20 protein-coding genes and 1 tRNA gene are annotated in these 21,070 nt (G+C 59.7%); 7 read left to right on the top strand and 14 right to left on the bottom strand.

The window, feature by feature from the left end; all coding sequences use genetic code 11:
• The first annotated feature begins 24 nt into the window (after positions 1-24).
• Positions 25-1,263, top strand: a complete 1,239-nt coding sequence (locus BG841_RS15050) for a saccharopine dehydrogenase family protein (protein ID WP_070058392.1) — start codon at positions 25-27, stop codon at positions 1,261-1,263.
• Here the strand turns inward: BG841_RS15050 and cydC are convergent.
• The 4 genes from cydC to BG841_RS15030 are packed head-to-tail and all read right to left on the bottom strand — an operon-like array spanning position 1,260 to position 7,010.
• Entirely contained in the window at positions 1,260-2,918 is a 1,659-nt protein-coding gene (gene cydC, locus BG841_RS15045; RefSeq protein WP_070058391.1) for a thiol reductant ABC exporter subunit CydC, read from the bottom strand. The genes BG841_RS15050 and cydC overlap by 4 nt on opposite strands.
• Positions 2,911-4,584, bottom strand: coding sequence for a thiol reductant ABC exporter subunit CydD (gene cydD / locus BG841_RS15040; RefSeq protein ID WP_070058390.1), 1,674 nt, complete (start codon positions 4,582-4,584; stop codon positions 2,911-2,913). The genes cydC and cydD overlap by 8 nt, the downstream gene beginning before the upstream one ends.
• Positions 4,585-5,586: a cytochrome d ubiquinol oxidase subunit II gene (cydB, locus tag BG841_RS15035; RefSeq protein WP_070058389.1), complete on the bottom strand. Its 1,002-nt coding sequence runs from the start codon at positions 5,584-5,586 to the stop codon at positions 4,585-4,587.
• A 2-nt stretch (positions 5,587-5,588) separates the two neighbouring features.
• A complete protein-coding gene (locus tag BG841_RS15030; protein ID WP_070058388.1) occupies positions 5,589-7,010 on the bottom strand; it encodes a cytochrome ubiquinol oxidase subunit I in 1,422 nt (473 codons plus the stop codon).
• Positions 7,011-7,218: 208 nt separating this feature from the next.
• Between BG841_RS15030 and BG841_RS15025 the strand changes: the two genes are divergently transcribed.
• From BG841_RS15025 to BG841_RS15010, 4 genes are all read left to right on the top strand, one after another.
• A complete protein-coding gene (locus BG841_RS15025) occupies positions 7,219-7,842 on the top strand; it encodes a class I SAM-dependent methyltransferase (RefSeq protein WP_070058387.1) in 624 nt (207 codons plus the stop codon).
• A 155-nt stretch (positions 7,843-7,997) separates the two neighbouring features.
• Positions 7,998-8,086: transfer RNA gene (locus BG841_RS15020), tRNA-Leu, on the top strand.
• A gap of 669 nt (positions 8,087-8,755) precedes the next feature.
• The gene (locus BG841_RS15015) at positions 8,756-10,243 is read left to right on the top strand and encodes a carotenoid oxygenase family protein (protein ID WP_070058386.1); all 1,488 of its coding nucleotides are present in this window, start codon (positions 8,756-8,758) and stop codon (positions 10,241-10,243) included.
• 37 nt (positions 10,244-10,280) lie between these two features.
• Positions 10,281-11,243, top strand: coding sequence for a Bug family tripartite tricarboxylate transporter substrate binding protein (locus tag BG841_RS15010; protein ID WP_070058385.1), 963 nt, complete (start codon positions 10,281-10,283; stop codon positions 11,241-11,243).
• Between the two features lie 196 nt (positions 11,244-11,439).
• Here BG841_RS15010 and BG841_RS17480 read toward each other — a convergent pair whose 3' ends face one another.
• From BG841_RS17480 to BG841_RS14975, 10 genes are all read right to left on the bottom strand, one after another.
• Entirely contained in the window at positions 11,440-11,616 is a 177-nt protein-coding gene (locus BG841_RS17480) for an SOS response-associated peptidase (protein WP_228141678.1), read from the bottom strand.
• A complete protein-coding gene (locus BG841_RS15005) occupies positions 11,616-12,119 on the bottom strand; it encodes an SOS response-associated peptidase (RefSeq protein WP_228141677.1) in 504 nt (167 codons plus the stop codon). The genes BG841_RS17480 and BG841_RS15005 overlap by 1 nt, the downstream gene beginning before the upstream one ends.
• A gap of 72 nt (positions 12,120-12,191) precedes the next feature.
• The gene (locus BG841_RS15000) at positions 12,192-12,548 is read right to left on the bottom strand and encodes a RidA family protein (protein ID WP_070058384.1); all 357 of its coding nucleotides are present in this window, start codon (positions 12,546-12,548) and stop codon (positions 12,192-12,194) included.
• 77 nt (positions 12,549-12,625) lie between these two features.
• Positions 12,626-13,015 (bottom strand): septal ring lytic transglycosylase RlpA family protein, encoded by a 390-nt coding sequence (locus tag BG841_RS14995; protein ID WP_070058383.1) that lies wholly within the window; start codon positions 13,013-13,015, stop codon positions 12,626-12,628.
• 50 nt (positions 13,016-13,065) lie between these two features.
• Complete coding sequence (locus tag BG841_RS14990; RefSeq protein WP_070058382.1) at positions 13,066-13,767, bottom strand: lytic transglycosylase domain-containing protein; 702 nt, start codon at positions 13,765-13,767, stop codon at positions 13,066-13,068.
• 296 nt (positions 13,768-14,063) lie between these two features.
• Positions 14,064-14,222 (bottom strand): hypothetical protein, encoded by a 159-nt coding sequence (locus tag BG841_RS17115; protein WP_158007624.1) that lies wholly within the window; start codon positions 14,220-14,222, stop codon positions 14,064-14,066.
• A 243-nt stretch (positions 14,223-14,465) separates the two neighbouring features.
• A complete protein-coding gene (locus tag BG841_RS17110; protein ID WP_158007623.1) occupies positions 14,466-14,612 on the bottom strand; it encodes a hypothetical protein in 147 nt (48 codons plus the stop codon).
• Positions 14,613-14,735: 123 nt separating this feature from the next.
• A complete protein-coding gene (locus BG841_RS14985) occupies positions 14,736-15,704 on the bottom strand; it encodes an aldo/keto reductase (RefSeq protein ID WP_083260283.1) in 969 nt (322 codons plus the stop codon).
• Entirely contained in the window at positions 15,691-17,061 is a 1,371-nt protein-coding gene (locus BG841_RS14980) for an NTP/NDP exchange transporter (RefSeq protein ID WP_083260282.1), read from the bottom strand. Before BG841_RS14980 ends, BG841_RS14985 begins: the two co-directional genes overlap by 14 nt.
• A gap of 106 nt (positions 17,062-17,167) precedes the next feature.
• On the bottom strand, positions 17,168-17,947 hold the full coding sequence (locus BG841_RS14975; protein ID WP_070058381.1) for an SDR family oxidoreductase: 780 nt from the start codon (positions 17,945-17,947) through the stop codon (positions 17,168-17,170).
• 150 nt (positions 17,948-18,097) lie between these two features.
• On the opposite strand from BG841_RS14975, the gene BG841_RS14970 reads away from it, so the two are divergent.
• The gene (locus BG841_RS14970) at positions 18,098-19,552 is read left to right on the top strand and encodes a catalase (RefSeq protein ID WP_070058380.1); all 1,455 of its coding nucleotides are present in this window, start codon (positions 18,098-18,100) and stop codon (positions 19,550-19,552) included.
• A 101-nt stretch (positions 19,553-19,653) separates the two neighbouring features.
• Positions 19,654-21,009, top strand: a complete 1,356-nt coding sequence (locus tag BG841_RS14965; RefSeq protein WP_070058379.1) for an MBL fold metallo-hydrolase RNA specificity domain-containing protein — start codon at positions 19,654-19,656, stop codon at positions 21,007-21,009.
• Positions 21,010-21,070: the final 61 nt, after the last annotated feature.

The raw sequence follows: 21,070 nt of genomic DNA, 5'->3' as shown, positions 1-21,070 counted from the left end.
CCTTTTTTTGGTTAAGGAAAACGAATGAACAACAATAAGTTTGATCTGGTGGTGTTCGGTGCGACCAGTTTCGTCGGTCAGATTGTCGCGGCCTACTTGCTACGCACACACGGCGTGGGCCAGCAAGTCAAGTGGGCCATTGCCGGCCGGTCAGCCACCAAGCTGACCCGACTCAAAGAACAACTGGGCGCCGCAGCCGAAGGGTTGCCGGTGGTCGTGGCCGATGCCAAGGACCCCGCCAGTCTCGTGCAGCTGTGTGAGCAAACCCGCGTCCTTGTGTCCACCGTCGGCCCATATGCGTTGTACGGCGAACCGGTGATCAAAGCCTGCGTGGAGACGGGCACGGATTATTGTGATCTCACCGGCGAAGTGCAGTGGATTCGCCGGATGATCGAAACCTACGAAGCCCAGGCCAAAGCCAGCGGTGCGCGCATTGTCCACTGTTGCGGGTTCGATTCGATTCCCTCCGATCTGGGGGTCTGGTATTTGCAGCAGCAAGCGCAAAAAGCCTTCGGCGTCCCCTGTGACAGCGTGCGGATGCGGGTGAAAGCCGCTAAAGGTGGGCTGTCAGGCGGCACGGTGGCCAGCATGGTCAATATCTCCAAAGAAATCGCGGCGGACCCTGCGTTGCGTAAAGAACTGGCCAATCCCTATTCTATTTGCCCCCCGGAGCATCGGCCCGACGTTCGCCAGCCCAATCTGAAAGCGCCGCGCTATGACGACCAGTTCGACGTGTGGCTGGCGCCATTTATCATGGCTGCGATCAACACCCGCATTGTGCATCGTTCGAACGCCCTGCAGGGTGCGGCGTACGGCGAAAACTTCACCTACGACGAAGCGATGATGACCGGTCGGGGGCTCAAGGGGCGCGTTGCTGCCTATGGGCTGGTGGCCGGGTTGGGTGGGTTCATGCTCGGTTCGGCCATCAAACCCACGCGCTGGGCGCTGGAGCGTTTTGTGCTGCCCAAGCCCGGAGAGGGGCCCACGGCGGAGGCCCAGAAAAACGGGTTTTACGATCTGCGATTCGTTGGTCACACCGCCGCAGGGCAGACCATCACCACCAAAGTCACGGGTGATGCCGATCCTGGGTACGGCTCCACCAGCAAGATGCTGGGAGAGGCTGCGGCGTGCCTGGCTTTTGATATTGGCGCGACAGATCAGCCGGGAGGCTTCTGGACGCCGGCCGCTCTGTTCGGGGACCAACTGCTCACCCGGCTGACCGAGCGGGCCGGGTTGACCTTCGAGGTGGTGCACACCGATTAGACCGCGCAGCGCGCCTGCTGCAGATGGATCAGCCGATCCGTGGGCAGCAGGGCATCACGATCATGGGCCAGCACCACCAGAGTGCGGGTGGCTAATTCCTCCGCCAGCGCTGCGCTGATCCGCGCCCGGGTGGCGTGATCCACCCCGGTAAAGGGCTCATCCAGAATCACTACGCTGGCCTCGGTCAACAGGGTTCGGGCCAGCGCTACACGCCGCGCCTCTCCACCGGATAAGCTGTGGCCATGCGCACCCAGCCAGCTATCAAGCCCGTCTGGCATGGTGGCTACCCGCTCGGTAAGGTCCACCAGCGCCAGGATGCGCCAGAGCTGTTGGTCGCTTAACACCCGGCCGTCCAGCACCAGATTGTTGCGCAAGGTGTCATTGAACAGCACCGTGCGCTGGGTCAGGTACGCAAGGTCCCCTGGCGCGACATGGCGTGTAACGCGACCGTGTTGGGGGGGGATCAGGCCGGCCAAGACGTTGGCCAGAGTGGATTTGCCACTGCCGGACGCACCGATGACGCCCAGATGCTGGCCGGCTGTCAGGGCCAGAGACAGCGGGCCGAGGGCCGCTGCCGACTCGCCGTAATGGACGCTCACCTCGGTTAGGGTCAGACAGGCGCCTGCGGGGGAGACGTTGGCATCGGCAAACGGTTCCTCTGCCGGAGCGGCCCCCACGGGCGCTGCGCAATCCCGGTTTAATCGGGCGGCGGCTGCAATCGTTCCGCCCAGCCGTCCGAACGCCTCGGGCAGTGCGCCGTAAACCTCGCCAAAGCCAAGCAGCAGCAACGGAAATATTACGCTGACCGGGCCGCTGATGGCGCCACTTTCAACCATCAACAACCCCCCGGCCAATGCCGCGACCGCGGCGCCGTTGGTTAACAGGGTGGCAACCGCCTGATGCCAACCGGTGCGCACATCCACGATTGCCTGTTGCCGGGAAAAGTTCCCGGTCAGGTTTTGCAGTTGGCTGGCGTGAAAGTCCCATGTGCCGGCGGCGGTTAGCTCGGCGTTGCCTTCTACGTAGGCCACTGCGGTCACCCGGATGCGTTCTTCACTGAGTACCCGCGCGCCCGCAAGTCGGCGGGTCCGGTAAAACAGCCCCAGGGTTGCCAGCAACAAGGCCCCCAGCAAGCAGGCGGCAAGTATCGCCGCGTACGCGGGGGGCAAGAGCCAGCCGGCAAGCGCAGCCACCGTACCGGAGATGATCAGTGCCACCGCAGAGGGCGCCACCAGACGGATGTACAGGGTGTCCAGGGCGTCGAGATCACTGGTCAGGCGGGTCAGCCATTGGGCGCCCGTGCGGCCTGTCTGCACGTCCGGCTTGGCGGTGACCAGACCCTGAAACAAGCGGACCCGGGTATCGGCCAGCAGGCGCAGTATGGTGTCGTGGTTGTACACCCGCTCGGCGTAACGGCCCAGGGTCCGGCTGATGGCAAAAAAGCGGATGCCGCCACCGGGTGTGTAAATATTCAACGACGATGGCACCCCGGCGGCCAACAGCAACCCGGTCATCGCGGTGGCACTGATGAACCACCCCGACAGTGCCAGCAGGCCCAATCCGGAGATGGCGGTGAACAGGATCAGCAGTCCGCCGACGAGCAGCCGTTGGCGCCGTTGCAGAATCAGGGAGAGCCAGGGGAAAAGTTCATGCATGGTGCAACTGACCCTCACGGACATCGATGACTCGGTCAGCCAACGCCAGCAGTTGAGGGTGGTGGGTGGAAAACACCAGAGTCTTGCCCGCCGCGTGCAGCTCTTGCAAGGCTGTTATTACCACCGACTCGCTACCCGCATCCAGCCCTGCGGTGGGCTCATCGAGCAACACCAGATCAAAATCGCCCAGAAAGATACGCGCCAGGCTCAGTCTGCGCGCTTGCCCACCCGACAAGCCGCCGCCCGATTCGGTGACAGGGCTGTGAATACCGGCGCTGCGGGCCTTTACCAAAGGTGCCAGACCAACCCGTGCCAAGGCATCGAATAGCGTCGCGTCGTTGGCTTGCGGAGCCACCAGGCGCAGGTTTTCCGCCCAGGTGCCCTGAACGACAAAGGGGGATTGCCCCAGCCACCCGAAGGGTTGCTGGTTGACCCCGGACACCCTGCCCGAATCCGGCGGCAGAAATCCTGCCATCAGATGCAAGAGGGTGGATTTGCCACTTCCGGAAGGCCCGGTCAGGGCTACCGACTCACCCCGCCGGATACCCATGGAGACGTCAGTCAGTACTGCGGGCCGGGTCGCAAAACCAACGCTGACCCGGTCCAGCACCAGAACATTGACCGCCGCGTCGAGGGTGCTCGTGGAGCTTTGGGTTGCCGGCGGGCTGACGGCTTGGGCGGAGCCGGTGCGGTTACCTAACAGTTGCGCGGCCCCCAGAGCAGCGGCGCGGTCGTGGTAGTGTTGCGACAGTAGGCGCAGTGGCTGAAAAAACTCCGGGGCCAGCAGCAGCACATACAACCCACTGAACAGGGTCAGGTTTTCCGAGGGCCCGATGCGTATGTAACCCAGTAGCCCGAAACCCACATACATGGCGACAATGGCAATGGCGACGGAGGAAAAAAACTCAAGCACCGCCGACGACAGGAAGGCAATCTTCAGGGTTTTCATGGTGATCCGGCGATACGCATCCGACTGCGTGCGGAGCGCTTCGGTGGCGACTGGAATGCCCCCGAACAGATTCAGCGTGGTTAACCCACGAACCTTGTCCAGAAATTGCCCCGCCAGACGTCCGAGGGTTTCGAAGTGTCGCTGATTGACCTGTTCTGCGCCCATCCCGACCAGCGCCATGAATACCGGGATCAGCGGCGCAGACAGCAGCAAGAAGAGGGCAGCCAGCCAGTCCAGGCTGGCCACCACCAGCAGAACAAGTAACGGCACGAGCAGGCTGAGCCACATTTGTGGAAGAAAACGGGCGAAGTAGCCATGCAGTGCGTCCACCTGATCCAGCCATTCGCTGGCCAACTCGGCAGCGGAAGACGCCTTCAGTTTAATCGGGCCCTGATGGTGCCAGGCGGTCAGCAATTGACGGCGCACCCGCGCTCGGATGGCGTGGCTGCTGTGTGCCGCCAGTTGCGCCTGAATCCCTTGGGCTAACGCCCGCAGCGCAATTGCACCAACGAGCCCGCCGAACCAGGGCGACAGGGTACTGACGGGTTGTCGGGCAATGACGCCCTGATGCACAAGGTGCGCCAGTATCCCCATTTGTGCGATGGTGGCCAGCGCTGCCACCAACCCGGCACCCACAGTGGATACAACCAAAAATCTGTTGCCGGAGGCCAGTGCGCGCAACCACTGACGGGCGCCCTGCTGAGCGGAGGGTGGCACTTAATGGTAGCCCTCGCCCGCGCGGACTTTGCCGCGGAATACCCAGTAAGTCCAGGCGGTATAGGTCAGCACAATGGGAATCACAAACAACAAACCCAGCAACAGGAAGAGTTGCGATTCGTACGCTGAAGAGGCGTCCCACAGAGTGTAGTTGGGCGGCACCACGTAGGGCCAGCGGCTCACCAGGAGCCCCAGGTAGGTGGTGATAAACAGCCCCATGGTGGCGGCGAAAGGCATGGTTTGACGGCCTTGACGTACCGAGCGGAAAATCTGCACCGCGCACAACAGGCTCAGCAGGGGCAACACCCAGATGATGCTCAAATTGGAGAACCAACGTTCCTTCACCAGTTCGTCTACAAAGGGCGTCCACACACTGATGATGGCAAACACCGCCAATACGGCGCCCAGCAAGGGTATGGCGAGACGACGGGCCCAGTGTTGCAGGTCCCCTTCGGTCTTGAGGATCAACCAGGTGGTGCCGAGCAGAGAGTAGCCGATCAGCATGCCCAAACCGGTCAGAACGGTAAACGGCGTCAACCAGTCCAGCGCGCCGCCCACATAAACGCCATCTACGGTCTCAATCCCCTGGATGTAGGTGCCCACCACTGCCCCCTGTGCGAAGGCCGCCACCATGGACCCGCCTGCGAACGCGCTATTCCACAGATATCGGGAAGTATTGGCCTTGAACCGGAACTCAAAGGATATGCCGCGAAAGATCAAGCCGGCCAGCAGCAAAAACACGCCAATGTAGAGCGCCGGCAGAAAGATGCTGTACACCCGCGGGAAGGCCGCCAACAGGCCGGCACCGCCCAGCACCAGCCAGGTGCCATTGCCGTCCCAGATGGGGGCCACCGAGTTCATCATGGTGTCCCTGGCCTCCTCATCCGGGGCGAAGGGGAACAGAATGCCGACCCCAAGCACAAAGCCATCCATCAGCACATACATGATGATGCCAAAGCCGATAATAAACGCCCAGATAACCGCAATATCAAGTACCTGCATAATTATCGGCCTCCTGAAGTTTGGTTGGACGGGTCCTGGCCACCGATCTCAAAAGGCACATGCGCCGCTGACAGGGGCCGCATGGGCCGGTCGCTCTCCAGCTCTTCATGCCGGTCTTCCAGCCCGACGTACAGCACCCGCATCAGGTAATAGAGCCCCGCACTGAACACCAGGGCGTACACCAGGATGTAACCGATCAGGGTGAACAGCGCCATGGCTCCGGTCAGCGACGGCGTCACCCCTTCGGCGTGGGTCATCAGTCCGTATACCAGCCAGGGGGCCCGGCCTGTTTCGGTCACGAACCAGCCGGTCAACACCGCAATAAAGGGGGCGATGCTCATGAACCGCAGCCCCTGCAGATACCAGCGCGCCCGCCAGTAGCGGTCGTCCCGGCGCAACACCAGCCCGGTGATCCCGAACAGGATCATCAGCATCCCGATGGCGACCATGGTGCGGAACGACCAGAATACAATCGCCACCGGGGGTTGCTCGGCCGGTGGTACGTCTTTCAGGCCCGGGACCACCCCGTTGACGTCGTGGGTCAGAATCAGGCTGGCGACACCGGGAATGCCGATCTCGAAGTGATTGGTCTGGTTGTCCTGATCCGGAAGCGCAAACAACAGCAAGGGCACGTTGGCCTGGGTGTCCCAGTTGCCTTCCATCGCCGCCACCTTGGTGGGCTGGTGTTCGAGTGTATTGAGACCGTGAAAGTCACCGACCACCGCCTGGGTGGGGGCCAGAATAAGGATCACCCACAGGCACATGGACAAGGCTTTTTTATTGGCGGTGACCTCGCGCCCGCGCAGCAGGTACCAGGCACTGACCCCGGCCACGACAAAACTGCCGGTCAGGAAGGATGCGATCACCATATGCATGAACCGGTAGGGGAAGGACGGGTTGAAAATGGCTTCGCCCCAGGAGAGTACGTGGAACACCCCGTCCCGCAGCTCGACACCGGCCGGGGTTTGCATCCAGCTGTTGGCGGAAAGAATCCAGAAGGTGGATATAAAGGTGCCGGTGGCCACCATGATCGCCGCAAACAGGTGCACTCCGGCAGGTACCCGGTCGCGACCGAACAACAGCACACCCAGAAACGAGGCTTCGAGAAAAAAGGCCGTCAACACCTCGTAGCTGAGCATGGGGCCGAGAAAATTGGCGGTGGCCTGTGCGAAATTACTCCAGTTGGTGCCGAACTGAAACGACATCACAATGCCGGACACCACACCCATCCCGAACACCACCGCAAATACCTTGGTCCAGAAGGCGGACAGCTTCATCCATACCGGGTTTCTGGTTTTGAAAAACAACCCCTCAAGTAACGCAACGTAGGACGCCAGACCAATGGTAAAGACCGGGAAGATCGCGTGAAAGGAGATCACAAACGCAAACTGGATGCGTGATAAAAGGAGTGGGTCGAGTTCCAAATGAACCTCCGCTAGTCAAAGAGTAGACGTACGTTCTGGAAAAATGGCCGTACAAGCCGACCATCGGAGGATAAGCACCTATACTAAAGCACCTATCATGGTGTGCTTACACACAAGTCCCATACCATGACACGTACCACCAAGGATAGTTCAAGGCCGGCGAGAATTTAAGGTTTAGCCGGCAGGGTGATTGATATCGGGCCAGGCTATGAAATTCTACAATGAGCGAATTCTGCCGCACCTGATTGATAAGGTTTGCTCCCTTGGCCAGGTCATGAAGCTTCGCCGCCAGGTGGTACCGCAGGCGCAGGGCATAGTCCTGGAGATCGGTATGGGGTCGGGCATTAACCTGGCACTCTACAACCCGGCCGCCGTCAGTCTCGTGTACGGTCTGGAGCCGTCCGCAGGCATGCGCCGCAAAGCGGGCAAAAATCTTGGTCAGTCGCCGGTGCCGGTTGAGTGGCTGGACCTGCCCGGCGAGCAGATCCCTTTGGCGGACGCATCCGTCGACACCGTCCTGGTCACGTTCACTCTGTGCACCATTGCGGACAGTCAGGCGGCGCTTGCGCAAATGCTCAGGGTGCTAAAACCCGGGGGGCACTTGTTGTTTCTGGAGCATGGCTTGTCTCCCGAGCCATCGGTCAGCGTCTGGCAGCACCGAATCACCCCGGGCTGGAAAAAAATCGCCGGGGGCTGTCACCTGAACCGGGACATCGCGCAACTGATTACCGATGCGGGATTTGCAATCGAGACCATTGATAATTTTTATATTCCCGCAGCCCCCCGGATTGCGGGCCACATCTATCAGGGTAAGGCCGTTAAACCGACCTGACAGCTTCGCCGCCGCAGCAGGAAAGCCGTTGCGCAAGCGAGGATTGGTGCGCCGGTGGCCACCAGAACAGTATGCTCGCGAAGTTTTTGAATTGCGTTATGGCGCAAGGCCTTATACAATCCTGCCCTCTGATTTCCTCAGACCTCCTCCGAATAGCCCGGATGGTGAAATTGGTAGACACAAGAGACTTAAAATCTCTCGATCGGTTACGATCGTGCCGGTTCGATTCCGGCTCCGGGCACCATTGAAATCAATAGCTTACCAAGATGTTCTCATTTCGGATGCAGGTCGTCATTCCGCTGTAGACAGCACCCATTCGCCAGACACGTGGCCGACATCCGCCACCTGGTGAGTGCCTCCTTGTTAATTCCTCGCCATCGCCCAGCTCCGTTTCAAACAAGACGTGGTCAGTGCCATTCAAATTGACGTCCTGTCGGACCGCCGGCGCCACTTGCTGTGCGCTGGCCGGCTTTGCGTGATCATGGTCGGACACCGGTGTCATCGTATTTCAGCCATCGGAGCGCGCTCCCGCAGGCTACGGCTATCCAGGCCGCGTGGGGATGTACGGCAAGCCACCGGGTGGGTAACCGGCCTGGTAAAGAAAACACGGGGCAGAAGACCAGCAGGTTCGGGCAAGGGGCGCCCTTGATCGGAGCGGCAACCTGGCGTGGGATCAATGAACTATGGATGGGTGGCGCGTCAGCGATACCGGAGCGGGGGAAGGTCCGGCGAGCTTGCTCCTGAAATAAATATTGACTTATATAAGTAAATACCTAGACTGGTTTTGGTGGGCTCGGTCTTCGCAATACACGATCACTGATTGCAGAGTGGGGGGTGAGCCTGACTTGGCTTCGTCAGGGCCTCCCGACCGTCGACGAGCTAAGTAATAGAAATAAAAACAAAAGGTTACAGAATGATTACGTTGGAAAATGAAATTAAGATTACGGTCCGCGAAGACAATGACAACCCACTGCTGCGCGATCATTTTACCCCTATCGGTAAAGAGTACACCGCCACTACCGACAGCCTTGAAGTCATCGGTGAGATTCCCAAAGACCTGAATGGCATCTACGTCCGCAACGGCCACGTGCAGGTGCATGAACCGATTGGCGTTTACCATGCGTTTGATGGCGACGGCATGCTCCATGCCGTGCATTTTGAGGAAGGTAAAGCCACCTATCGCAACCGGTTCGTGCGCACCACCGGCTTTTTGGCCGAGCAGGCTGCGGGCAAGTCGCTCTGGCCTGGCATCCTGGAGCCGCATCTGGGCACGCGCCGGGGCTGGGGCAGCACCGGGTTGATGAAAGACAACGCCGGCACCGACGTCATATGCCACGCCGGCAAGCTGATCGCCACCATGTCCCAGTGCAGTGAAGGCAACCGCATTGACCCACGCACCCTGGAGCCCCTGGACCCGGATCTCTGGAACACCACCGTTGCTCCGCATCAGGGTATTTGTTCCCACTTCAAGGTGGACAACGACACCGGTGAACTGATGTTTTTCAACTTCAGCGAACGGCCGCCGTATATGCACTACGGGGTGGTCGGCAGCGACAGCACGCTCAAACACTACACGCCTATCGAGTTGCCGGGGGTGCGCTGGCCCCACGATCTGGGCGTAACCAAGAACTACTCCATCCTGCACGATCTGCCGTTCATTTTTGACCCGGAACTGCTGGCCAAAGGCGAACGTAAGGTCACTTTCTTTGACACCATGCCGGCCCGCTTCGGCATCATTCCGCGGCACGGCACCAACGACGATATCCAATGGTTTGAAGCCAGCCCGTGCTTCATTCTCCACCTGTCCAACTGTTACGAAAACGGCGATGACGTGGTGATGGAAGGCTGCATCACCACCAGCCCGCAAAAACCCCAGGTGGGCAAACAGACCCGCGAGACCATCAAGAACATCACCGAGAATTTTGACAAGTCGCTTACCCGCTACCGGATGCACCGCTGGACCTTCAATCTGAAGACCGGCAAGACCAAAGAAGAGTATCTGGACGACGAGATCACCGAGTTTCCGGTGGTCAGTAACGAGTATGTGGGCAAGCAGTACCGCTACAGTTACAACGCCATTCTCGGTGACCGGCCGTGGTGGATTTCCGGGGTGAAAAAATACGATCTGCTGACCAACTCGTTCCAGCGCTACGAATTCGGGGAAGGCCGCACCGGCAGCGAATGCCAGATTGCCCTGCGCGACGGTGCCGTCGACGAAGACGATGGCTACCTGATTACCCTGGTAACCGACATGAACGCGGACCGTTCCGAATGCGTGATCCTGGATGCCAAAGACATCACCCGGGGGCCGATCGCCACCATCGTACTGCCGCTGCGGATTCCCAACGGTGCCCACGCCTGCTGGGTCGAGGCTGATCGCATCGACGGCGAACGGGTCTGAGCGACACCACCAAGTCCAATAACAACAGGTAGTTATTATGAAAAAAATCCACACCCTGCTTTGCTCTGCCGCCCTTAGCGTGGCCACCGCCTTCTCACCCGCGATTGCCGACGAGTTTCCGGACCGGCCGATCGAACTGGTCGTGCCATTTGGTGCCGGTGGGACAACGGACGTCTTTGCCCGTGCGTTCAGCCGGGTCATCAGCAAATACCTACCGAACGAACAGCGCACGGTGGTGATCAACAAGCCAGGCGGTGCGGCCACCATCGGCATATCCGTTGTCGCTAACGCCGATCCGGACGGCTACACCCTGGGTTTTCTGCCCGGTGGTGTCCTGGAGCTCCAGCCCCACTACGGTCGCACCAGCTGGACCGCGGAGGATTTTGAGCCGGTGATCGCGTTTCTGGAGATTCCGGCGGCCCTCAACGTGCTCGACTCCTCGCCCATCAAAACCTATGAGCAGTGGCTCGAGTTCACTGCCCGGAATCCGGGCAAATTCACCTATACCACCCCGGGTGGCACCGGTAGCGGAACCCACCTGTCAATGGAACAGGTGGCCGAGGCGGCCGGCGTTGAAATCCGCCATATTCCGTTCGAAGGCCATGCACAGGGCCAGAGTGCCATGCTGAGCGGTCAGGTGATGGGAAGCTACTCTTTGCCCGATCTGCATAACGGGGGTGAAGTCAGACCGCTGGTGTTCCTGACGAAAGTCAAACCCAACCATCCGGCCTACGACAACATTCCGTTAAGCTCAGAGGTTGGAATAGACATCGCCGCCAGTTACCCCATGGGGATCATTGCCCCAAAAGGCACCCCCAAAGACCGGCTGAAGGTCATTCATGATGCGTTCAAAGCTGCCATGGAAGACCCGGACATTGTTGAATACTACCGGACCACTGGCCTGCCCAAGATATACGAAGGCCCGGAGGAGTATGGCGAAGGTATCAAACAACGCTCCGAGGCCTACCGGAAAACATTGGAAAAACTCGGCATGATCTGAGGTAACCATACAGCACATGCATGGCAAGCGGGGACGGTTGGTCGCCGTTTGCTATGCGGCTGTTCCGACGAAGAAGGCCTCCCGGGGGCCGCTGTAGCCTCTGTGCCCCTGTAAACCTTCCTGTGATTGTGTCACGTTCGCCTCTGGCGTCCGCCCGGTCAGTCCGTCATGGCCCGTGCTTCGGTGTACACCGTCATTATTGGTTGTCCGCTGCAATCTCTTCGATCGCACCCACCGGTTCCAGATTAAGCGGCGAGCGGACGGGTTCGACCAGCAGTGGTTGCCGTATACGGGTTTCAAACAGGTGCTGCAGTGGGTCTGTGTTGGTGAGTTGGGGGTCCAACCACCGATCAAAATCTTCCGGTGACAGCATCAGCGGCAGGCTCTTGGGGTGAATATGTGCGAACCGGGGGGGGGTGGCAGGGTGATAATGGTGTACGCGGGTACCAGGTCGCCGTCGAAATCCCACAATTCGTACAGACCCGCAAAGGCGATTGCTCCCTTGGCCGCGCGGATGTGGTAACACTGTTTGTGACCTTTTTCCCCCGTCCACTCATGGAATCCACTGGCGGGTATGATGGCGCGTTGGCGGTGGAGTCGTGCCTTCCACAGTGGGCTGGAGGCCAGACTTCCCGCGCGGGCATTGAAAGTGCTGTATCTGGGGGACGGGCGGTATCCCGTGTTGTCGGGTTTGCGTTCGATCAGCAATGACCAGATGGCATCCACCAGGGTGCGTTGTTGCGCAGTTTGATAGACGATCTGTCCGCTGCCACCCGGTGCGATGTTAAGGCGGGTCTGGGCGCGAAGGGGAATGCCCAGAATGGTCAGTAAGTCCTGGACCTTGGGGTCGTCGATGACATTGTAGCGGCCGCACATACAGCGTTTCCTTCAGAAAGCACGTCAGTTCCGGAGTTGACGTGCTTTTACGTGCCTTGCGGTGTGCCGCAATCAGCCCGCAGGAATCGCGGCAACCACTGACACTTCCACCAAATAGTCCGGATTGGCCATGGGCGCCTGGACACAGGTGCGGGCAGGGGCGTGGCCACTGGGCACCCAGTTGTCCCAGACTTCGTTCATCTCGGCAAACAGGCTCATGTCTTTGACATAAATCGTAGCGCTCAGCAGGTGGTTGCGATCGCTGCCCACTTCTGTCAGCAAAGCATCAACCTTCTCCAGCATCGACCGGGTCTGTTCGACCATGCCCTGGCTGGTGTCTTCCGGGACCTGGCCACACAGATAAGCGGTGTTGTTGTGAATGACCACCTGACTCATGCGGGCGGCGGGACGGATGCGAGTAATGCTCATGGTGCCTCCTGACGTTTGAATTGTATTGAGTGCAGGTCGACAGTTTAAGGGCAGAGGTTTTCAGACACCATCTGTTTTCACCGGATGACTTCAACTTTCACCGGAATGACACCTGTGTCGAGGTTGCCGATGCGTTCAAACGCGGATCGGGACAAATCAATCACCCGGCCACGCACAAAGGGCCCCCGGTCGTTGATTCGGACCACCACACTTTTGCCATTGCGGGAATTGGTGACTTTGACCCGGGTGCCAAACGGCAACGTCTTGTGAGCGGCCGTGCTGGCCGACTGGTTGAAGCGCTCGCCGTTGGCTGTTTGTCTGCCCTGGAACTTCATGGCGTAGTAGGACGCCAGGCCGGTTTCGGTGTAACCGACCCGGGTGGAGCTGCCTTTGGGGCCTGCACTGGAGCAGCCGCTCAGCATCAATAAAAGGCAGATAGCGATGGTCCCGGATTTTAAAGCGCTCATGGTAAGTTCCTGTCTCAAGTACTCTTGGTCGTCCCGGTGAGGCCGGCGTGCTAGTGGGCGGCATACCGCTCGCGCAATATGCCTACCCGTCGGACGTACGCTTTGGTCTCCGCGTAGGGGGGTATACCTCCGTGACGGCCAACCGCACCGGGACCGGCGTTGTAGGCAGCGGTTGCCAGACGGATGTCGCCGTCAAACCGCCGCAACATCCGGGCCAGATAATGGACTCCGCCGCGAATGTTCTCGGCAGCAGCCATGGCATTCTGCACGCCGAGTTCGGCGGCGGTGCCCGGCATCAATTGCATAAGCCCCTGGGCCCCCTTGGGTGACAGGGCGTTGGGGTTAAAAGCCGACTCCGCGTGGATCACCGCCCGAACCAGGGCAGGATCGACGTTATACTCCGCGCTGGCGACATTGATTTCGTCCCGGAACGGCGTCAAAAAGAGCGGGGTGGTGCGCCAGTCCACCGTGGAATCAGGGTCACAGGCATAACACTCAAAGCGTATGACTTCGTAAGCGTTACTGTCGGGCTGAATGCTGGAATAGGACACGATACCGCGTTCGTCCGTGTAGCGGAAGACGACTTCGTCCTTGCTGGATGCGCGGCGGCGCTCGCTCTCCCGGATATTGGTGAACTCGACCGAACCGTCCGCATGAACCACGCGGCGTACGCTGTCCGCCGCAACGGGCAGCGAGCATGTCAGCAGCTGGGTTATCAGCAGTGTGCCTATGGTTGATAAACGGCTGCTCATTGCGCCCGGGCCGATCCTGTGTCTGACAAGTGATTGATCGCTTTGAAGAAGCTTCGTCAGGCCTGATTATACGGTATTGTCTTGGCGAATAAACCGCTAGTCAGGTGGCAACAGTGTCTGGCTTCACGAATTGCGAATCCGGTGCGCCACTCCCTGCAAAAAAGAAGCGCTGAGGGGAACAATGGCAGACCCGATGGCAATCGGGACCGGGCAGGCGGGCATGATGTGGAGCAGGGGGGCACCCACCACCGCAACTGGGATTGCGGACAGCGGCGGGTAATGAGTCTGGCTGGTGTCTAGAAATCTTTGTCATCCACCGCTCCATCGACAATGAAGCAGGGGTAATGGCCGTTGCATTCGATGTCATCGTGACTGACGCCACCGACGTCGCCTTCAGCAAACGCTGAACCGGCGAACAAAAACGCTAACATGGCAAACAATCTGAGCAGGTTCATGAGTGAGGACTCCTGTGTCTGATTCGCCACCGTGAGCGGCAACACCCGATTTGGCCGATTCTATGGTGACCTTCATAAATACAGACACCTTTTCCTGACAAACGTTACAGACTGTTTTTTCATATTGGTGCTGCGCTCATATCCGCAAAGCCTATGCGGCCAGCCGGCAGTGTGCCGGAGCAAGAGGAGTACCCACCGGCGCAGCGCAGTGCACAGCGGCGGGTATGGGTTGGGGCAGGGTGTTTAAGACTCCGGGCTATCAACAGAGTCGGAGACGATCGTGCAAGCGACATCCCCGCTGCATTCCATATCATCGATATTGACGCCCTGTGCGGACACGGCACCGGTGAATAGAAACGCTAACACGGCGAACAGTTTGAACAGGTTCATGAGAGTGTCCTCCTGTGTCGGACTCGCCACCCTGTGCAGTATCAGAAAATTGCGCCGATACCGGGATGGCCTTCGTAACTACAGACACCATTGCTCTCGGAAGGTTACATGCATCGCTGACGTTTAACGCCACATCCACATGGCCTGCACGTGCTCGGCCATCCGGCGTCTTTCCTTCAGGTCTGGAACGTACCCGTGGGCGGCGCCAATGTTGTCGAGGGCATGCTCCGGGTTGCTGGTCGCTGGGATGGCACAGGTGACGGCCGGGTGGCTGACGATGAATTTGAGAAAGAACTGGGCCCAGCTCGCGACACCGAGATCCGCGGCCCAGTCCGGCAGGGCCTGGCCCCGCACCAACCGAAACAAAGACCCTTTCGCGAAAGGCTCGTTGATGAGCGTTGCCACGCCATTCTCGCGGGCAGCGGGCAGCAAGCGCTTTTCGGCTTCCCGTTCATGGATGTTGTAGTTGAACTGAACGAAGTCCAGCGGTTCCTGCTCGCACAGTCTGGTGAGTTCATCAAAAGCACGGGTGCGGGAGTGGGTCACGCCGATATAGCGGATGCGGCCTTCTTCGCGCCAGGCTTTCAGCGTTTCCAGATGCGCCTCTGTGTCGACCAGATTGTGGACCTGCATCAGCTCCAGCGGGCCTCCGCCCATGCGCTGGGCGGACCGCTGCATCTGGGCGATTCCCTCCTGCTGCCCCCGGGTCCACACTTTGGTGGCCATGAACAACTCATCGGCAATACCCAAATCCGCCGCCAATTGCCCGACGACCGTTTCCGCATGGCCGTACATGGGGGAACTGTCCACCACCCGTCCACCACCTTGGTAAAAGTGATTCAGGACCTGTCTGAGCGCCGCCATTGCGGATTGATTGTCGGGAGAGACATTGAAGGTGCGGGCGGTTCCCAGGCCAATCACCGGTATACCCTCGTCGGTGGATGGAATCGTCCGCCGGATGAGTGAATCTGTATCGGCCATAATACCCCGGGGTGCCAGCGCCCCCAGCAACATGGCACTGGACGCGAGTTTGAGGAACCGCCGGCGCGACAGCTGGTGTTCTATCGGTGCGTGGGGGTCAGGTCGGGTCATGGGGCTTCTCCATCCGCTCTGTGGTTGTGTGCAGCCGGGTTGCGCGCGCTGACTGTGCCTGGCCGAGCCGAAAACCGATGGTGGCCCAACCAAGTGCGATCGGCACCGCCACCCAAGAAATGCCGGTCAGTCCCAGCCCCTGCATGGCAAGCCCACTGTACACCCAGCCGGCCAGGGCGTCGCCACCGCGGTAGACGACCGTGTCGATGACGTTCTTGGCCTTGTACTTTTCCATCCGTGGTATCACCGTGAACAGCATTTCGCGCCCGGGCTTGGCGATGGCGTAATTGCCGGCGCGGCGCAGCAACTGGAACACCAGCAAGGTGATCAGTACCGGGGTCAGGGCGAGACACACAAACCCGACGGCGACGACGACCGGAATCAGCGCCAGGGTGCGGTCCAGGCCAAAGCTCCGCACCAGTCGGGCGGTCACAAACAGCTGCAGCCCGACAGTCACCGTATTGGTGGCAAAATCCAGCGCTGCAAAAACCGAGGTGCGATCTCCGCTGTCGGTAAAGGTCCTGCTGACAATGTCAGCTTGGGCAAAATAGAGAAAAGTTGCCAGTGTAGTGTACAGCCAGATGAACGCGCAGATGCCGCCCAGGTAGCGAGAGCGCCTTATGGCCTGGACGCCTTCCAGCAAGGTGCCACCCAAGGGTCGGTCAGGGGAGTTGCGGGTGGCCGGTTTCCCATTTGTTGATGAAGGCCGCCAATGCTGTACCGCCCAGATGCAGGGCAGGGTTAGCGCCAGGGACACCCCCGCAATGGGTAACAAGTGTAGTGGTGCCATGATTTGCGCCAGCAGACCGGTCAGTCCGGGGCCGAGAATGGCGCCCGCGCTGCCACCGGCGGCGATGGCTGCGAACAAGCGGGCGGCCTGGCGGTCATCAAATATGTCGGCCATGAAACTCCAGAACACCGACACCACAAACAGGTTGAACACTGACAACCACACAAAAAACACCCGCGCGGCCCAGGTCATGGCAAGGTCGGATTCCATCCACAGCCAAAACCCGCCGATACAAACAATGAAAAAGCCATACACCACCGGCAGCAAGACCGCGCGTCGGAAGTGGGTTGCCAGGGCAGCAAACAGGGGAACGGCGAGCAACATGGCGACGAAGGTGGCGGTAAAGAGCCATTGCAGGTTTTCCACCCCGCCACGGATGCCCATTTCGTCCCGCACCGGGCGAAGAATGTAGTAGCTGAACAACAGGAAAAAGAAGTATACAAAACTGGCGAGCACCGCCGGCCACTCGTGCCGGTTGATCAGCACGATGCGGGCCAGCCAACCGACAGGTTCGTCACTGGCGCAGGGGGTGGACCCAGGGTCCGGCGAATCGTTGACACGGCTCATTGGCGGACTCGTTGCGACGGAATCCAGTGGTCAGTTTAGTCAGCTTTGGACCCAACGGGCAACGCCCCTGATGCAACCCCTGTGCCGGCGGCGCGTAACCCGGGGGCTAAAATGTGCCTGGATACTGGCCACCATCCAGCAACAGGTTCTGACCGGTGATGAAGCCTGCCTGCTCACTGCAGAGGAAGGCGCAGGCCGCACCGAACTCATCCGGACGTCCGAAACGTTTGGCCGGGTTCGCCTGCATGCGACGCTCGCGGGCCTCATTGGGAGTGATTTCAAGACGCTCGGCCTCAGCAGCCACGACCGAATGGAGCCGGTCGGTATCGAACGGTCCGGGCAGCAAGCCGTTGATGGTCACATTGCGGGCAACGGTCTCCCGGGCCAGACCCGCGACAAATCCGGTCAGCCCGCTGCGCGCACCGTTGGACAGACCGAGCACCGCAATGGGGGCTTTTACCGCGCCGGAGGTAATGTTGACAATGCGCCCGAAGCCCCGGGCCATCATACCGTCGACCACGGCTTTGATGAGAAAGATCGGGGTGAGCATATTGGCATCCAGCGCGTCGTGCCAGGCCTGTTCGTCCCAGTCACGGAAGTCACCCGCAGGTGGCCCCCCGGCGTTGGTGACCAGAATGTCCGGTTCGGGGCAGGCCGCCAACACTTTCGTGCGGCCTTGTTCGGTGGTGATGTCGGCAGGCACAGCGACCACTCTGACGCCGGTGGCAGTGCGAATGGCCGCCGCGGTTTGTTCCAGCGCCTCGGCATTGCGGGCGTTGATAACAAGCTCCACTCCTTCTTCGGCCAGGGCAAACGCGCAGGCCCGCCCCAACCCTTTGGACGCTGCGCAGACGATGGCCTTTCGGCCTTGCAGATTCAGATTCATGATTGTGCTCCTCCAGTCGGGGTCAGCCTACCCCGGATTAGGTGTTTTTCCATAATACTGCTTCACTGAATGAACCAACGGTAGCCGCCCGAGCCGGTTCGGAGGGCGGGCTGAACATGCTCCGACAGTACCCAACAAGGAGACCTTACAATGGCACCTAAAGACACCAAACCGACCACCACCGATGCCGGTATACCGGTTGCCAGCGATGAACACTCTTTATCGGTGGGCCCGGACGGCCCCTTGCTGCTGCATGATCACTATCTGATTGAGCAAATGGCCAGTTTTAACCGCGAGCGCATCCCCGAGCGTCAGCCCCACGCCAAGGGCGGCGGTGCGTTCGGCCACTTTGAGGTAACCGAGGACCTCAGCCAATACACCAAAGCCGCGGTGTTTCAGCCTGGCACCACAACCGATGTGCTGATTCGCTTCTCCACCGTGGCCGGTGAGCGGGGCAGCCCCGATACCTGGCGTGACCCCCGGGGCTTCGCGCTCAAGTTCTACACCAGCGAAGGCAATTACGACATGGTGGGCAACAACACCCCGGTGTTTTTTCTCCGTGATCCGATGAAGTTCCAGCATTTCATCCGCTCGCAAAAACGCCGGGCGGATACCAATCTGCGCGACCACGACATGCAATGGGATTTCTGGACCCTGTCACCGGAGTCGGCTCATCAGGTCACCTGGCTGATGGGGGACCGTGGCATTCCCAAAAGCTGGCGCCACATGAACGGGTACTCCAGCCACACCTACCTGTGGGTGAACGCCCAGGGGGATAAATTCTGGGTCAAGTACCACTTCAAAACCGATCAGGGGGTTGACTTTCTGACCCAGGAAGACGCCGATCGCCTGGCCGGTGAGGATGGGGACTATCACACCCGGGACCTGTATGACGCGATCCAGCGGGGCGACCACCCGAGTTGGACGCTGCACATGCAGATCATGCCGTTCAAGGAGGCGGAAACCTACCGCTTCAACCCGTTCGATCTTACCAAGGTGTGGCCCCATGGCGATTACCCGCTAATCAAGCTGGGCACCCTCACCCTCAACCGCAACCCCACCGATTACCACACCGAAATTGAACAGGCCGCTTTCGAACCCAACAATCTGGTACCGGGTATCGGTATCAGTCCGGATAAAATGCTGCTGGGACGGGTGTTCGCTTACGCCGATGCCCATCGCCACCGTCTGGGGGCCAACTACAAACAGATACCGGTCAACCGGCCCCAGTCACCGGTGCACAGTTACAGCAAAGACGGCGCCATGCGCATTGATAACGTGACCGACCCGGTGTACGCGCCCAACTCCAAGGGTGGGCCCAGCGCCGATGGCGGGCGGTTTCCCACCGATTCCACCTGGCAAACCAGTGGTGATATGGTGCGTGCCGCCTATACCTTGCGCAAGGACGACGACGATTTTGGACAGGCCAATACGCTGATTAACAACGTTATGGACGAGGCGGCCCGGGACCGGTTAGTCGCTAATGCGGTCGGTCACATTAAAGCGGGGGTGGCAGAGCCGGTGTTGTCGCGGGTGTTTGAGTACTGGAAAAACATCGACCAGAGTATTGGCGAGCGCATTGAAAAGGGGGTCAAGGGAGACTGACCGCATCGATCCGGTGCGGTTGCTCGGTGGGATGAGCCCGTGTTGTCGGTGGGTGGATACGTCTTATACTGAATAACAATTCACCAACAAGGCTCGACGTTATGAACATCGTTTTTTTGGGTGGTGCGGAAACCGTCACCGGGTCGAAATTCCTGGTGGAAACAGACACCACCCGGGTGCTGGTGGATTGCGGCCTGTTCCAGGGCTACAAATGGCTGCGCCGCCGCAATCGCGACCCATTGCCGGTGGACATTGGTTCTCTGGATGCGGTCATCCTCACCCATGCCCATCTGGACCATTCCGGTTACCTTCCCGTGCTATATAAACGCGGCTACCGTGGCCCGGTGTTCGCCCATCCCGCCACGGTGGAGTTGTGCGGAATTATGCTGGCGGACAGTGGCCACATTCAGGAGGAGGAGGCCCGCTTCTGCCAACGGCATAAAATCGGTCGGCATGAAAAGCCCGAACCGCTCTACAACCAGGATGAAGCCAACGCCAGTCTGACGTTGTTTCAGTCCCTCGGCTACGAACAGCCGATGACCATCGGTGATATCCGTTTTCATCTGCAGCCGGTGGGACACATCCTGGGAGCGGGCAGCGTAATTCTGGAGGCGGAGGGCAAACGGGTTGGTTTTTCCGGTGATGTCGGGCGTCTCGACGATATTTTCATGCATGCGCCGAAGCCGTTACCGGCATTGGATCTTTTACTGCTGGAGTCCACTTACGGTAACCGTCTGCACAGGGCTGAGGATCCATTTGCTGAATTGGCTGAGGTCATCAACTCGACCGTCGAAGGCGGTGGCCGGGTATTGATTCCGTCTTTCGCGGTGGGGCGGGCCCAGGTGCTGCAGTATATGCTGGACCGTCTGATGCGGGAGCAGCGTATTCCCAAGCTGCCTGTGTATCTCGACAGTCCCATGGCGATTGATGTGTCGGAGATATACTGGAATTACCCCGAACAACACAAACTGAGCCAGCAGGAGTGTCGCAGCCTGGGTCAGTCGACGATTTATACCCGCTCCGTTGACGCTTCCAAAGAATTGCTGGGGCAAACCTATCCTCACATTATTATCGCCGGCAGCGGTATGGCCACCGGGGGTAGAATTCTGCATCATTTCAAAAAGTTACTTTCCGATCATAAAACCACGGTAATCTTCGCGGGCTACCAGGCGGGAGGTACCCGTGGTGCCAAAATGGTGGCCGGCGCTGAGACCGTCAAAATCCACGGCGCGTGGATTCCGGTCAAGGCACGGATCGAAATGCTGGACGGCCTGTCGGCGCACGCGGATTACGGCGAGCTGGAACAATGGCTGCAGCAAAGCGATCTGGCGGCGGGTACCGCGATTCAGCTGGTGCACGGTGAGCCGGAGGCGTCGGAAACCTTCCGGGATTACCTGCGCCAACACACGTCCTACGAGGTTGATGTTGCCGGTTACCGGACCATCCTGCGCCTCTGAGTGTCCGCAATCACTGTCGGCCGGGGCTGCTCCGGGCGTTTGTCGACGGGTCGTTTATCTA

This window comes from Marinobacter sp. X15-166B (assembly GCF_001752365.1).
Taxonomy (GTDB): Bacteria; Pseudomonadota; Gammaproteobacteria; order Pseudomonadales; family Oleiphilaceae; genus Marinobacter.
The sequence above is the reverse complement of the archived record's forward strand: the minus strand, read 5'-3'. Positions and strand labels throughout refer to the sequence as shown.